The sequence below is a fragment of the Streptomyces sp. KL109B genome (genome assembly GCF_030766935.1).
In the GTDB taxonomy this organism is placed as follows: domain Bacteria; phylum Actinomycetota; class Actinomycetes; order Streptomycetales; family Streptomycetaceae; genus Streptomyces.
In genome coordinates this window covers 383825-398020 of record NZ_JASERL010000004.1, presented here as the reverse complement: position 1 = coordinate 398020, position 14196 = coordinate 383825, and the positions used below count along the sequence as shown (strand labels likewise).

Below are 14196 nucleotides of genomic sequence, written 5' to 3'. Positions count from 1 at the left end.
AGGAGAGTAGAGGGATGACGCATCTTCCACGCGGCAGTGCCACCGACGGCCCCTACGCCCTGTCCGTCGACCCCGACAAGGTCGGCTGGGCCCGCGCCGGGCTGCGGATTCTGGAGCTGCGGGCCGGGCAGGACCCGCATACCTTCGACACCGGCGAGAGCGAGTGGATCGTGCTGCCGCTCTCCGGCGGATGTTCCGTCCGCGCGGAAGGGATGAACATCGAACTCTCGGGCAGGGGCAGCGTATTCAGTGGTGTGAGCGACTTCGCGTACGTGCCGCGAGACACCAGCGTGGAGATCTCCTCCGGTGCGGGAGGCCGGTTCGCCCTGGCAGGAGCGAAATGCGGGCGACGACTCCCCGTCCGCTACGGCCCCGCGCCGGAGGTTTCCGTCGAGGACAGGGGCGGCGGCGTCAGCGCCCGCCAGGTGCGCAACTTCGCCGCCGCCGACGCCTTCGACTGCGACCAGCTGATCGCAGTCGAGGTGATCACCCCGGGCGGCAACTGGTCCTCGTACCCGCCGCACAAGCACGACGAGCACCGGCCGGGGGTCGAGTCGCTGCTTGAGGAGATCTACTACTTCGAGATCGAGGGACCGCCGGGCGGATACGGATATCAGCGCGTGTCCTCGTCCAGGCCCGGCGGCACCGACCTCCTCGCCGAGGTCCGCTCGGGCGACACCGTGCTCGTCCCCGACGGCTGGCACGGCCCGTCCATCGCCCAGCCGGGACACGCCATGTACTACCTGAATGTGATGGCCGGACCGGGGGACGAGCGGGAGTGGAGGATCTGCTTCCACCCCGATCACGTCACGGAGGGATACCGATGACGACGAACCGAACGGTACGGCTCACCGTCGCCCAGGCCCTCGTCCGCTTCCTCTCCCAGCAGTACACGGAGCGCGACGGCGCCAAACACCGCCTGATCGGCGCCACTTGGGGCATCTTCGGCCACGGCAACGTAGCCGGACTCGGGCAGGCACTGCTCCAGTACGGCGACGGCATGCCCTTCCACCAGGGCCGCAACGAGCAGGCCATGGTGCACGCCGCCGTCGGCTACGCCCGCCAGTGCGACCGGCTGTCCGCGCACGCCGTCACCACCTCCATCGGGCCCGGCGCCACCAACCTCGTCACGGGCGCCGCCCTCGCCACCATCAACCACCTGCCCGTACTCCTGCTGCCCGGCGACGTGTTCGCGACCCGGCCCGCCGACCCCGTGCTGCAACAGCTCGAAGTCCCGTACGCGGGCGATGTGTCGGTCAACGACTGCCTGCGGCCGGTGTCGAAGTTCTTCGACCGGGTCGAGCGGCCCGAGCGGCTGATCCCCGCCGCCCTCCAGGCCATGCGCGTGCTCACCGACCCCGTCGACACCGGCGCCGTCACCCTCGCGCTGCCGCAGGACGTCCAGGCGGAAGCGTACGACTGGCCGGAGGAGTTCTTCCGGGAGCGGGTGTGGGGCGTGCGGCGCCCAGCGCCCGATGTCGATGAACTGGCCGCGGCCGTACGAGAGTTGAAGCGTGCGCGCCGCCCGCTCCTGATCGCCGGTGGCGGCGTCCACCACAGCGGCGCCGAGGGGGCCCTCGCGGACTTCGCCGACGCCACTCGCATCCCCGTCGCCGCCACCCAGGCCGGCAAGGGCTCGCTGCGCCACGACCACCCCGCCGACGTCGGCGGCATCGGGCACACCGGCACCGACACCGCGGACGAACTCGCCCGCACCGCCGACCTGGTGATCGGCGTCGGCACCCGGTACACGGACTTCACGACCGCGTCCGCCACCCTCTTCGCAAACCCCGACGTGCGCTTCCTGAACCTGAACGTCGCCGCCTTCGACGCCCACAAGCTGGCCGCGTCGCCGCTCGTCGCCGACGCGCGCACGGGCCTCGTCGCACTGCGCGAGGCGCTCGGCGGGACGTACCGCGCCGAGCCCGGATACGTAACCGAGTACACCGAGGACAAGGAGCGCTGGGAGCACCGCGTCGACGCCTGCTTCGCAGCCGACGACGATCTCGTACGCCCGACACAGGCCCAAGTCCTCGGTCTGCTCGACGAGTTGGTGACCGGCGACGACATCCTCATCAACGCCGCGGGCTCGCTCCCCGGCGATCTGCACAAGCTGTGGCGGGCCCGCTCCCGCGACCAGTACCACGTCGAGTACGGGTACTCCTGCATGGGGTACGAGATCCCCGCCTCGATCGGCGTCGCGCTCGCCGCGCCAGGGCGGCCCGTGTGGGCGCTCGTCGGGGACGGCACGTATCTGATGCTGCCGACGGAGATCGTCACCGCCGTGCAGGAGGATATTCCCGTCAAGGTGGTCATTCTGCAGAACCACGGGTACGCGTCCATCGGCGGTCTTTCGGCCTCCGTCGGCGCCGAGGGCTTCGCCACGCAGTACCGGCTCGCGGGGGACGCGGGCGCGTACACCGGCGCCCCGCTGCCCGTCGATCTCGCCGCCAACGCGGCCAGCCTCGGAATGACCGTGCACCGCGCCAAGACCGTACGTGACCTGCGCGAAGCCCTCGCCGCCGCGCGCGCCGCCACCCGTCCCACATGTGTCTACGTGGAGACCGAAACGGCAGACACAGTGTCGGGCCCGCCCCCGGCGCAGGCGTGGTGGGATGTGCCTGTGGCCGAGACGGCGGAGCGCAGCGCCGCGGTCAAGGCCCGCGAGGAGTACGACCGGCACGCCGCGACCCGGCGCCGCCATCTCTGAACAAGCACCACCTCAGAACCAGTACGACCTCTGACACGTACGTAGCCGTCACAGGAGTTGCCCGTTATGTCTGACACGAAGTTGGTCCACCACTGGATCGGCGGCAAGACCGTCGAGGGCACCTCGGGCAATCACGGCCCGGTGACCGACCCGGCGACCGGCGCCGTCACCACGCAGGTCGACTTCGCCTCGGTCGAGGAGGTGGACACGGCCGTCGCCACCGCCAAGGAGGCGTACAAGTCGTGGGGCCGGTCCTCGCTCGCCAAGCGCACCGAGATCCTCTTCCGGTTCCGCGCGCTGCTCGACGCCAATCGTGACGCGATCGCCGAGCTGATCACCGCCGAGCACGGCAAGGTGCACTCCGACGCGCTGGGCGAGGTGGCGCGCGGCCTGGAGATCGTCGACCTGGCCTGCGGCATCAACGTACAGCTGAAGGGCGAGCTGTCGACGCAGGTCGCCACCAACGTGGACGTCTCCTCGATCCGGCAGCCGCTGGGTGTCGTCGCGGGCATCACGCCGTTCAACTTCCCGGCCATGGTGCCGATGTGGATGTTCCCGATCGCCATCGCGACCGGCAACACCTTCGTCCTGAAGCCGTCCGAGAAGGACCCCTCGGCCTCCGTCAAGATCGCCGAGCTGCTCTCCGAGGCCGGCCTGCCCGACGGCGTCTTCAACGTCCTGCACGGCGACAAGGTCGCCGTCGACCGCCTCCTGGAGCACCCGGACGTCGCGGCCGTCTCCTTCGTGGGCTCGACCCCGATCGCCCGCCACATCCACGCCACGGCCTCCGCCAACGGCAAGCGCGTACAGGCCCTCGGCGGCGCCAAGAACCACATGCTGGTGCTGCCGGACGCCGACCTGGACGCGGCCGCCGACGCCGCCGTGTCCGCCGCGTACGGCTCGGCGGGCGAGCGGTGCATGGCCATCTCGGCCGTCGTCGCGGTCGGTTCGGCCGGTGACGAGCTCGTCGCGAAGATCAAGGAGCGCGCCGAGAAGATCAAGATCGGTCCCGGCAACGACCCGACGTCCGAGATGGGCCCGCTCATCACGGCCGCCCACCGCGACAAGGTCGCTTCGTACGTGAAGGGCGCGGCGGCCGAGGGCTGCGAGGTCGTCCTCGACGGCAGCGAGTACACGGTCCCCGGCTTCGAGAACGGCCACTGGGTCGGCCTGTCGCTGCTCGACAACGTCCCGACGACCGCCAAGGCGTACCAGGACGAGATCTTCGGTCCGGTCCTGTGCGTGCTGCGCACGGAGACGTACGAGGAGGGCGTGGCCCTCATGAACGCGTCGCCGTTCGGCAACGGCACCGCGATCTTCACGCGGGACGGCGGCGCGGCCCGCCGCTTCCAGCTGGAGATCGAGGCCGGCATGGTCGGCGTGAACGTCCCGATCCCGGTCCCGGTGGGCTACCACTCCTTCGGTGGCTGGAAGGACAGCCTCTTCGGCGACCACCACATCTACGGCAACGACGGCACGCACTTCTACACCCGCGGCAAGGTCGTCACGACCCGCTGGCCGGACCCGGCGGACGCCCCGGCCGGTGTGGACCTGGGCTTCCCGAGCAACCACTGAGGCCACTGAGGCCACTGAGCCGCCCTCGCCGCGTCCGGAGTACGGACAGTTCGCTGTGAACTTCCGCGCTCCGGCTGCGGATCCCCTACGTAGGGGATGAACCGGGCGGCGTAGGTCGACTCCCGTAATGACCTTGGATACGAAGGTCATTTACGGGAGTCGCTGCGTCTATCCCGGTAAACTTTGCGAACTCCTGAAGAATCGCGCGCAGTTGATGGAATCGGAGCTGCGGATTCCGAAGGAAAACAGGCGTTGACGTTCGGATATCGACGAGGTTGCATGGCGCCGCCCTGCCGCACGAGTCGATCGGACACCGATACATGACCGACACGCTTCGTCCCGTCTCCGCCCAGACCCCGCCAGAGGCGGATCCCCAAGCGGCGGCCCCCCAGGCTCAGAAGCTCAAGCGTTCCATCGGTGTCGTCGGAGGCACCCTGCTCACGCTGTCCTGCGTGACGCCCGCCTCCTCCCTCTTCGTCGTCGTCCCCGACCTCTTCGGGTCCCTCGGCACCGCCACCGCCCTCACCATCGCGATCGGCTCGCTGATCTGCATCGGCGTGGCCTTCCTCTACTCGGAGCTTGGCACCCTCATCCCCAGCGCGGGCGGCGAGTACGCGATGGTGTCGACGCTCGCCGGACGCCTCGCGGGCTGGCTGGTCTTCGTGCTGTCCCTGCTGGTCGTGTTCATCGTGCCGCCGGTGATCGCGATGGGCACGGCCGACTACCTGGAGCCGGTGATCCACCTGGACCCGGCGATGACGGGCGCGGGCGTGATGCTCCTGTCCACCCTGGCGGGCCTGCTCGACCTGCGGGCCAACGCGTGGATCACCGGCATCTTCCTCGTCCTTGAGGTCATCGCGGCGGCCCTCGTCGCGGTCCTCGGCTTCGCGCACTCCGAGCGCGGCATCGACTCGCTCGGCTCGATGCAGGTCGCGGGCGGCGGCGGCCACACGGACGCCGTGACCGGCATGCTCGTCGTCTCCGGCCTCGCCATCGCCCTCTTCGTCACGCAGGGCTTCTCGACCGCCGTCTACCTCTCGGAGGAACTGGAGAACCCGCGCAAGTCCGTGGCCCGCACCGTCCTCGCCACGCTCGCGATCTCCTCCGTCATCATCCTGATCCCGGTCGTCGCGATCACCATGGGCGCCAAGGACCTGTCGGCGCTCACCTCGGGCGACATCAGCACCATGGTGGTGGCCTGGTCGAACTCGGCGGTCGGCACGTTCGTCTCGCTGTGCGTCGCGCTCGCCATCATCAACGCCGGCATCGTCATGGTCATCCAGAACTCGCGGGTGCTCTTCGCCTCGGCCCGCGACAAGGCCTGGCCCGGCCCGGTCAACCAGGCCCTCTCCCGCCTCGGCCGCTTCGGCTCCCCGTGGGTCGCGACGCTGGTCGTCGGCGTGCCCGGCGCGGCGCTCTGCTTCGTCAACCTCGACACCCTGTACGGCGTGACGGGCGTCTCCGTCACCGGCATGTACCTGCTGGTCGCCGTCGCCGCCCTCTTCGCCCGCCGCGGCGCCCACAAGGAGCGGACGGCCTGGCGGATGCCGCTGTGGCCGGGGATTCCCGTGGTCCTGATCGCGGTGATGCTCTACATCCTCGTCGAGCAGGAGGTCACGTACCTGCTGTGGACGGGCGGCATCATGGCGGTCGCGACGCTGTACTGGGCGCTGTACCTGCGGCCGCGGCAGGAGACGCGGTGGCTGGTGTCGGTGCCGGAGGAGGAGGCGGCGTAAGGGGTTGAGTGGGGGGCTGAGGCGCCGGGGTGCTGGGCATCCCGGCGCCGTCAGTGGCCACCGGCCCGGTCTGTGCCCCGGAACCGCGAACGAACTGGGGAAAGCCGTCACAGTGGGCCGGACCAGGGTGCTTGGCCAGGGCTACGGACAGGTTGCTACGGCGTGAGCCCCATGTCCTTGGCGCTGTATCGGGGCAGGCCGTCGGTCGCGATCGTCCAGGTTCCGTATTCGGTGGTGACGGTGACGTGCTTGCCGTACGGGAGGTGCAGCCGGTTCTCGTAGGCGGGACGCCCGGCGAGCCGCCCGATCTCCCACTGGTACGTCCACGTCCCGTCACGCGGGTCGAGGATCAGATAGTGCGGGATGCCCATGGCGGGGTAGTCGCGGGCCTTGTCCTCGTAGTCGTTCTCGGGGTTGGACGGTGAGACGATCTCGATCGCCAGGGCGATCTCGCGCGGGTCCAGTGGGTCGTCCGTCTCCATGGCCGCGTACGCGCACACGTGCAGATCCGGGATGCGCAGCTTGCCCAGTTCCTCGTCGTCGGTGTCGGTGGCTTCGAACACTCCGAGTTCTGGTGTGAGCTGACCGCTCAGCTGGTCGCGCACCCGCGTCGCCGTCAACTGATGCCGGGGGCGCGGACTCATCATCATGACGATCTTCCCGTCACTGATCTCGGGCCAGGCGAGGCCGGGCGGCGGCGTGAGGCGGTTTCGCCGGTCGCGCAGCTGCCGGTACAGGGTCTGCTGCCGTGTCATGGGACCTCCCGCCCACCAGTATGGCCGGGACGGTGCGGGGCGGGCACGTCACCGCTGAACCGGCCCGGTCGTGATCTCGGCCCATACGGCGAGCCCTACCTGGCTCGTACACCGCCACCCCCACCGCACGGCCAGTGCCTCGACGATCGCCGGTCCACGCCCGGACTCGTCGCTCCAGGTGACCACCTCGGTCACCACAATCCGACTGTCTCCACCGGCCCACCCGTCGCCAGCGATTCGTTCCCTGCGACCCCCACCGCAAGCGCAAGCGCTCCGTCGCGCGCGGTTGCGCCCTTGCCCGCCGCCGGGGTCGCGCCCTCGTCGCTGCCGTCTCCCAGCGGGCCGAAGAGTTCCTTCAGCATGCGCAGGTCGCCGCCGCCGTGGGTGCCCGCGGACTTCTCGTACGGGATGTCGCGCGGGGCCTCCCACAGGGGGCGGAGGAGGATCGACGTGCGGCCGGGGCGGTCCATGACCACGCCGCCGTGGGACGCGCTCTCGCCGCCGGGGGTGACGCGGGGCGGTTGCCAGGTGTTTTCCTCGACCTCCAGCTCAAGGCGTCCACCGGTCCCGTTGAACATCACCCGGTACCCCTCCCACGGCGAGTACGCCGTGAGGTGGTACGTCATCGTGGCCCCGGAGTCGTACCGGACGAGGACCGACAGGTCGTCCTCGACGTCGATGGCGTCACCGAAGACGTTCCGGTCGCGTACGTAGTCGGAGTCGCCGGCCGCCTCCGCGTCCACGTACAAGGACTTCAGGTTCGGGTCGTCGGCGAGATGGATCGCGTACGGGTCGGCGGCGGCCTCCGTCGCGCCGTGCGCCCGCACATAGTCGCGACGGAGGCCGGTCCGCTCCCCGTTGGCACGGCCGTAGAAGACGAGGCCGCCCTCCGCGTACACGCGTGAAGGGGCCGCGCCCAGCCACCAGTTGACGAGGTCGAAGTGGTGGCCGGACTTGTGGACGAGGAGGCCGCCGCTGTGGTCCTTCTCGCGGTGCCAGCGGCGGAAGTAGTCGGCGCCGTGGCGGACGTCGAGGAGCCATTCGAAGTGCACCGAGCGGATGTCGCCGATCGCGCCGTCGTGGAGGAGTTGCCAGACCTTCTCGTGGGCGGGGTTGTAGCGGTAGTTGAAGCCGACCGACAACTCGCCGCCGGTCTTCTCCACCGTGTTCAGGATCGACCGGCACTTCGTCGCGTCCGTCGTCATCGGCTTTTCCGTCACCACGCGGCAGCCTGCCTCCAGCGCCGTGTTGATGTACGTGTGGTGGGTCGCGTCGACGGTGGTGACGACGACCTCGTCGATCCGGTGCGTACGCAGCGCTGCCGCGAAGTCGGACGGGGCGCAGGCGGCCGCCTCCTGCGCGCCGAGCGAGCCGAGCAGCCGGTTGTGGTGGGCGATACGGGTGGGGCTGGGGTCGGCGAGGAGGGCCACGTCGTAGTGGGGGCGGGTGCCCAGGGCCTTCGTGTACATCTGGGCACGGTGGCCGGTGCCGATGATCGCGGCGCGTCGCTGCATGGCGTCAGGATTCCTTTCGCGGGGCAGGGCCCGTGGAGCGTCGGACTATCAACTCGCTGTCCAGGGAGAGCTGTTCGGGTACGCGGTCCGGGTCGTCGAGGCGGCGCAGCATCAGGTCGACGGCGCGTTCGCCGAGTGCGTCGAGGGGGATGCGGACGGAGGTCAGGGCCGGGGTCGCCGTGGTTGCCAGGAGGGTGTCGTCGGCGCCGACCACGCTGACGTCGTCGGGTACGCGGACGCCGCGGTCGGCGAGGCGGGACAGGACGCCGAGCGCCATCAGGTCGTTGTGCGCGACGATCGCGGTGGCGCCTGCGGCGAGGGCAAGGTCGGCGACCTGCGTACCCGTGTGGAACTTGGGCTCGTGCGGGCCGAACTCGGTTACCTTCAGCTCCAGTTGCTCGGCCGCGTACCGGACGGCGTGGCCGCGCTGCTCGCTCGACCAGGAGTTGCGGGCCCCCAGGATGAGGGCGAGGTGGCGGTGGCCGAGGGCGTGCAGGTGCGCCACGGCCTGGCGCAGTCCGTCCTCGCTGGGCGCGACCACGGACGGCACGCCTGACACGCTCCGATTCACGGCGACGCTCGGCACCTGCCGTACGACTTCGCCGAGCCGGGCCCCTTCCATCCTCGGGGCGACGAGCAGCAGGCCGTCGACCTGGCGGGCCAGGGTGAGCGCCAACTCGTACTCGTCCTCCGGGTTTTCGTCGGTGTCCGAGAGGAACACGGCGTAGTCCTTGCGGCGGGCGCGGGCCTGTACGGCCTTCACGATCACGGCGAAGAACGGGTTGGCGATGTCGGGGACGATGAGGCCGAGCGTGCGGGTTCGTCCCTCGGCGAGTGAGCGGGCGACGGGGTTCGGACGGTAGCCGAGGCGTTCCGCTGCCGCGAGGACCCGGGCCCTTGTCTCTGGCCGCACCTGGTGCGGGGAGGCGAAGCAGCGGCTCACCGTGGAGGGGGATACTCCGGCCGCGGCGGCGACTTCGGCGGCGCCGGTGCCGGTGCCGGTGCCGGTGCCGGTGCCGGGTGGCCGGTCGGCGTTACGCATGACGTATCCCTTCACGTGGTCGTTTCTTGCGCGTGCGCGTGCGCGTCGTAGCCGGTCCGGCCCCGCTGGCGACTCCCGTCGCGCCGGGCGATTGCGCAGTTCCCCGCGCCCCTGGTGTGGCCGGGTTTTCGTCGACGGGTCCTGTCGTGCTGGGGGTTTGCGCAGTTCCCCGCGCCCCTGGTGTGGCTGGGTTTTCGTCGATTGGTTGCGTCGTGTTGGGGGTTTGCGTGGTTCCTCGTGCCCCTGAAATGTCGGCGAACTCAAGCCTCTTCGGCGTTGAGGGGGCGGGGTGGCCGGGCAAATCAAGCCCCTGCGGCGATTGAGCAGCGGGGTCCGGGGCGGAGCCCCGGGGGTTGCGGTGGTCGACCGCGACTGCGGCGAGGGCCAGGATGCCAAGGACCAGGGGCGCGAGGATCGACAACTGCCAGACGCACACGGCCGACACCAACACCGCCCCACCGAGCATCACCCCACCCCGTGGATCCCGCCGCGGCCGCGCCCACCGCCCCGTCGACGACCACCCCGCCGCCATCCGGACCTGGTACACCACCACCGCCCCGACCACCCCGCCAACCACAACCACCAACCCGCCGAACAGCGGAGCGCCCCCCGTCGCGGCCAGCCGCAGATCCGCGCCGAGGAACGCCAGCGCCGCGAGACCCGCCACCCCCACCCGCACCCCACCAGGAAGCGCTGCCCGCCAATCCGCCGCAAACCTCCGCGCCGTACCGGAGGAGGGCCCGTCCGGCACACACCGCCGTACCGCCGCACACCCCGCCGCCATCGCCGCCGGCCACGTGACGACGAACAGCGACCCCGCCGCCACCAGCACCCCGATCCACAACACCTCCGCGAAGAGCGTGAACCGCTCCCCGTACTGGGTGTCCCGCCGCGCGGTCGTAGCCATGCCGCTCACCCCTTCATCCCGGACGTCGCCGCCCCCTCGATCAACAGCCGCTGGAACGCCACGAAGAACGCGATCACCGGCAGCAGCGAGAGCACCGACATGCCGAGCATCGCCCCGTAGTCCTGACTGCTCGTCGAGTCGACGAACAGCCGCAACGCCACCGGCAGCGGATACTTCTCCGGCGACTGGAGGTAGACCAGCGGCGCGAAGAAGTCGTTCCAGGACCAGATGAAGGTGAAGATCGCGGTGGTGATGAGCGCGGGCCGCAGCAGCGGAAGCACGATGTGGCCGAAGATCCGGAAGTGCCCGCAGCCGTCGATGAGCGCCGCCTCGTCGAGGCTGCGCGGCAGGTTGCGTACGAACTGCACCATCAGGAACACGAAGAACGCGTCCGTGGCGAGGAACTTGCCCAGCAGCAGCGGCACGTACGTGTCGACGAGGCCGACCTTCTGGAACATCGTGTACTGCGGGATGAGGAGGAGGTGCGTCGGCAGCAGGATCGTGCCGATCATCACCGCGAACATCGGCCCGCGCCCCCGGAACCGCAGCCGCGCGAAGGCGTACGCGGCGATCGAGCACGACAGTACGTTGCCGATGACCGAACCGACCGCGAGGACGAGGGAGTTGGTGAAGAAGTGCCACGCCGGGACCTCGGCGATGCCGTCGAGGGCCGTGCCGAAGCCGCTCCAACTCACCTTCGATGGCAGCAGGTTGAAGCTGGAGATGATCTCGTCGGCGGGCTTCACGGACGCCGTGAACACCCACACGACCGGGTAGAGCAGGACCAGCAGCAGCGCGATCGCGCCGACGTGCCACAGGGTCGAACGCGCGGAAGCCGTATTCGTAGTCGTCGTCGAGGTCATCGTCACTTCTCCTCGCCCGCGTAGTGGACCCAGCGGCCCGAAGTCTTGAAGAGCAGCGCGGTGATCGCGCCGACGACCAGCAGCAGCACCCAGGTCAGGGCCGCCGCGTAACCCATCCGGAAGTCGTTGAAGCCGAGTTCGTACAGGTACATCGAGTACACGTGGGTGGAGCCCGCCGGGCCGCCGGTGCCGTTGGAGAGCACGAACGCCGAGTTGAACATCTGGAAGGCGTGCACCATCTCCAGGACCAGGTTGAAGAAGATGACCGGGGACAGCATCGGCACGGTGACGGAGACGAAGCGGCGCCAGGGGCCCGCCCCGTCGATCTCCGCCGCCTCGAACAGATCGCGCGGGATCTGTTGCAGCGCCGCCAGGAAGATCACCATCGGCGCGCCGAACTGCCAGACGGACAGCGCGACGAGCGACATCAGCGACCAGTCGGGGTTGGAGATCCAGCCGCCTGTATGGATCCCGAAGGTCCCCAGGAACTGGTCGACGACGCTGCCGGTGGAGAACAGCAGCCGCCACACGATGGCGGCGCCGACGCTCGCGCCGATCAGGGACGGCATGTAGAAGGCGGCCCGGTAGAAGTTGCGGCCCTTGCGCCGGGTGTGGAGGAGCAGGGCCACACCGAGGGCGGCGGCCAGCTTGAGCGGCGTCGCGACGACCACGTACAGCAGCGTCACGCCGACCGTGTCCCTGACCTCGGGGTCGTCGAACAGGATCCGCTTGTAGTTGTCGAGGCCGATCCAGCGCGGCGCGTCGAACAGGTTGTAGTCCGTGAACGACATGTAGAGCGAGAACAGCATCGGGCCGAGCGTCAGCACGGCCGCGCCGATCATCCACGGGGTGAGGAAGACGTACGCGGAGCGGTCGCCCGCGCCCCGGCGGCGCTTGGCGGGGGTGGTCGTGGGGGAGTCGCCGCGGCGTGCGCGGGGTATCGCGGCGTCGGTCGTCGTCGTAGAGGCCATGCGGACTCCGTACGTTTTCGGAGGGAGGGGCGTGGAGGAGGGGCGTGGCGGGTCCGGTCGTGTCCGCTCCTGTCAGGCGAGGACGACTTCCGACTGGTCGAAGTAGAGGTCCACTGCCTGGTCCACGGAGATCCGGCCGTAGAAGAGCTTCTCGGCGACGCGCATCAGATACGTGTTGAGGGACGCGCCGCCGTCGGCGGGCGGCGGCGGGGTCGTCGCCAGCGTCCTGGCCACCTGCTCCTCGTACACCTGGACCTGGCGGACCTTCGGGTCGGAGGTGTCGGCCGCGCCCTGCTGGCTCGTGGTGGGCGGCATGCCGATGTTGGTGCCGAGGATCTTCGCCACCCGCCGGTCATTGATCATGAAGTTGAGGAACCGGGCGCTCTCGCTGAGGTACGGGCTCTGCGCGGCGGCCGCGATCAGCATGCCCGGCTTGGCGTAGATGCCGGAGCGGCCGGTGTCGCCGGGGACCGTGGCGAGGGAGAGGGTGCTGCCGCGCATGTCGCTGCGGCCGCCGACCTGGTTGTCCCACTCCAGGTACGAGGCGGCCCTGCGGGTGGTGATGGGGAAGCCGGGCAGCGATTCGAGTACGGCGCCGGGGCCGGCGAGCGCGCCTTCCTTGCGCCAGGTGTCGGCGAGGGTGAAGTAGCGGCGCATGTCGTCGCGTTCGAAGCCGAGTGCGCCCTTGTCGGTCCACATCCGCAGGCCCTGTTGGCGCAGCCACAGTTCGACGCCGAGGTAGTTCTGGGCGGGGTTGTCCATGCCGAACTGCACGGGTGTGCCGTGGCGTCTGCCGTACTGGGTCACCTTGAGGGACTGCTCCATGAACGCGTCCCAGCTCATCCGCGAACTCGGCTTCCTCGCACCGGCCTTGGCCCACACCTCGGCGTCGTACATCAGCGATACGCAGTTCTGGCCGAGCGGGAGCGCGACGCGGCGGCCGTCCACCTCGCCCGCCGTGCGCAGCGAGTGGACGACGGTCGAGGCGTCGATCTCCTTGCCGGGGCCGGTGTGCGGGCCGAGGTCGGCGAGTACGCCGTGTTCGCCGAGGGTGCGGACCCAGGCGTAGTCGACGTGCATCACGTCGGGCGGGTTGCCGCCCGCGGCGGCGGTGCTGAGCTTGGGCCAGAACGCGTCGAACGCGGCGAAGCTCGTCTTCACCTTGATCTTCGGGTTCTCGCGCTCGAAGACGGCTATGCACTTGTTGATCAGGTCGGCCCTGCCGCTGTCGCCCCAGAAGAAGTACCGCAGCGTCACGGCGCCGCCCGCCCCGACGGACCGCGAGGGTCCGCCGCAGGCGGTGAGCGCGGCGCCGAGGCCGGAGGCGAGCAGGGCGGACAGGGTGGTGCGACGGGAGGGGGCGGCGCTGCCCATAGGGGGCCTCCACGGCGGCTCGGTGGTGGGGGCGGTCGTGTGGAGGGACGCTTGCATGCGCTCGCAGCCCGGTCAATGGTTCGCGCACCCTTTTCCGGAGGCCCCCGTTCCCGCCAACTCCTCTACCTGCACGCCCTCTTGACGCTTCCTTGCGAGCGCTCGCAGAATGCCGGGGGCTGGTTCGGCAATGACAGCCTGACCACAATCAAGCCCCGCCAGCGCTTGAGGCGCGGGGGTCCGGGGCGGAGCCCCGTGGCGTGGGAGGACGGTGGGCGTCACCCGAGGGGCCACGTGATGACGGTGCAGGCGCCGTCCTCCACCCCACCCGCGGCGCGATACGTCGAAAGCGCCACCACGTTGTCCACGTCCACCCCCACCCACACGTCGTAGCACCCCCGCTCCCGCGCCACCCCCACCAACTCCCCGATCAACGCCCGCCCGATCCCCCGCCTCCGATACGGCTCCGCGACCTCCAGTTCGTAGAGGAACATTTCGCGGCCCTTGTCGGGGTGGATCGTCTCCACCCCACTGATGAAGCCGACCGGCTCCTCGCCGTCGGCGTACGCCAGGAACAGGTGGTGGCCGGGCGCCTCCAGGAATTCGCGGGCCGCGTCCGGCCGCGTAGGAGAGTCGAAGAGCGGTCCCGCGGCGACCAGCTCGTCGACGGTGCGTGCGCGACGGATGTCACTGTGGTGGGTCTCACGGTCGTGGCTCATGCCCGCGTCCTACCACGAACGCGGTACGCGGCA

11 protein-coding genes are annotated in these 14196 nt (G+C 70.0%); 4 read left to right on the top strand and 7 right to left on the bottom strand.

What is annotated here, in order from left to right; genetic code table 11:
* Positions 1–14 precede the first annotated feature (14 nt).
* The 4 genes from iolB (at position 15) to RBJ65_RS16400 (ending at position 6021) form a co-directional block, all read left to right on the top strand.
* Positions 15–827: a 5-deoxy-glucuronate isomerase gene (iolB, locus tag RBJ65_RS16415; RefSeq protein ID WP_306320467.1), complete on the top strand. Its 813-nt coding sequence runs from the start codon at positions 15–17 to the stop codon at positions 825–827.
* Positions 824–2710, top strand: coding sequence for a 3D-(3,5/4)-trihydroxycyclohexane-1,2-dione acylhydrolase (decyclizing) (gene iolD, locus RBJ65_RS16410; protein WP_306320468.1), 1887 nt, complete (start codon positions 824–826; stop codon positions 2708–2710). The genes iolB and iolD overlap by 4 nt, the downstream gene beginning before the upstream one ends.
* 66 nt (positions 2711–2776) lie before the next feature.
* Positions 2777–4285, top strand: a complete 1509-nt coding sequence (gene mmsA, locus RBJ65_RS16405) for a CoA-acylating methylmalonate-semialdehyde dehydrogenase (protein ID WP_306320469.1) — start codon at positions 2777–2779, stop codon at positions 4283–4285.
* A 320-nt stretch (positions 4286–4605) separates the two neighbouring features.
* A complete protein-coding gene (locus RBJ65_RS16400; RefSeq protein ID WP_306320470.1) occupies positions 4606–6021 on the top strand; it encodes an APC family permease in 1416 nt (471 codons plus the stop codon).
* Positions 6022–6176: 155 nt separating this feature from the next.
* Here the strand turns inward: RBJ65_RS16400 and RBJ65_RS16395 are convergent, their stop codons facing one another.
* The 7 genes from RBJ65_RS16395 to RBJ65_RS16365 all read right to left on the bottom strand — a co-directional run bounded on the left by RBJ65_RS16395 (position 6177) and on the right by RBJ65_RS16365 (position 14163).
* Entirely contained in the window at positions 6177–6776 is a 600-nt protein-coding gene (locus tag RBJ65_RS16395; RefSeq protein WP_306320471.1) for a Uma2 family endonuclease, read from the bottom strand.
* 191 nt (positions 6777–6967) lie between these two features.
* Positions 6968–8290 (bottom strand): Gfo/Idh/MocA family protein, encoded by a 1323-nt coding sequence (locus tag RBJ65_RS16390; RefSeq protein WP_306320472.1) that lies wholly within the window; start codon positions 8288–8290, stop codon positions 6968–6970.
* 4 nt (positions 8291–8294) lie between these two features.
* Positions 8295–9332, bottom strand: a complete 1038-nt coding sequence (locus RBJ65_RS16385) for a LacI family DNA-binding transcriptional regulator (RefSeq protein WP_306320473.1) — start codon at positions 9330–9332, stop codon at positions 8295–8297.
* Positions 9333–10244: 912 nt separating this feature from the next.
* Positions 10245–11102 (bottom strand): carbohydrate ABC transporter permease, encoded by an 858-nt coding sequence (locus tag RBJ65_RS16380; RefSeq protein WP_306320474.1) that lies wholly within the window; start codon positions 11100–11102, stop codon positions 10245–10247.
* Positions 11103–11104: 2 nt separating this feature from the next.
* Entirely contained in the window at positions 11105–12073 is a 969-nt protein-coding gene (locus RBJ65_RS16375; RefSeq protein ID WP_306320475.1) for a carbohydrate ABC transporter permease, read from the bottom strand.
* Positions 12074–12145: 72 nt separating this feature from the next.
* A complete protein-coding gene (locus RBJ65_RS16370; RefSeq protein WP_306320476.1) occupies positions 12146–13447 on the bottom strand; it encodes an ABC transporter substrate-binding protein in 1302 nt (433 codons plus the stop codon).
* Between the two features lie 275 nt (positions 13448–13722).
* Complete coding sequence (locus RBJ65_RS16365) at positions 13723–14163, bottom strand: GNAT family N-acetyltransferase (RefSeq protein ID WP_306320477.1); 441 nt, start codon at positions 14161–14163, stop codon at positions 13723–13725.
* Positions 14164–14196 lie beyond the last annotated feature (33 nt).

What these genes read in the sequence shown, in the direction of transcription:
- iolB (WP_306320467.1), top strand. Translation starts at nt 15, where the DNA reads ATGACGCATCTTCCACGCGGCAGTGCCACCGACGGCCCCTACGCCCTG.
- iolD (WP_306320468.1), top strand. Translation starts at nt 824, where the DNA reads ATGACGACGAACCGAACGGTACGGCTCACCGTCGCCCAGGCCCTCGTC.
- mmsA (WP_306320469.1), top strand. Translation starts at nt 2,777, where the DNA reads ATGTCTGACACGAAGTTGGTCCACCACTGGATCGGCGGCAAGACCGTC.
- RBJ65_RS16400 (WP_306320470.1), top strand. Translation starts at nt 4,606, where the DNA reads ATGACCGACACGCTTCGTCCCGTCTCCGCCCAGACCCCGCCAGAGGCG.
- RBJ65_RS16395 (WP_306320471.1), bottom strand. Translation starts at nt 6,776, where the DNA reads ATGACACGGCAGCAGACCCTGTACCGGCAGCTGCGCGACCGGCGAAAC.
- RBJ65_RS16390 (WP_306320472.1), bottom strand. Translation starts at nt 8,290, where the DNA reads ATGCAGCGACGCGCCGCGATCATCGGCACCGGCCACCGTGCCCAGATG.
- RBJ65_RS16385 (WP_306320473.1), bottom strand. Translation starts at nt 9,332, where the DNA reads ATGCGTAACGCCGACCGGCCACCCGGCACCGGCACCGGCACCGGCACC.
- RBJ65_RS16380 (WP_306320474.1), bottom strand. Translation starts at nt 11,102, where the DNA reads ATGACCTCGACGACGACTACGAATACGGCTTCCGCGCGTTCGACCCTG.
- RBJ65_RS16375 (WP_306320475.1), bottom strand. Translation starts at nt 12,073, where the DNA reads ATGGCCTCTACGACGACGACCGACGCCGCGATACCCCGCGCACGCCGC.
- RBJ65_RS16370 (WP_306320476.1), bottom strand. Translation starts at nt 13,447, where the DNA reads ATGGGCAGCGCCGCCCCCTCCCGTCGCACCACCCTGTCCGCCCTGCTC.
- RBJ65_RS16365 (WP_306320477.1), bottom strand. Translation starts at nt 14,163, where the DNA reads ATGAGCCACGACCGTGAGACCCACCACAGTGACATCCGTCGCGCACGC.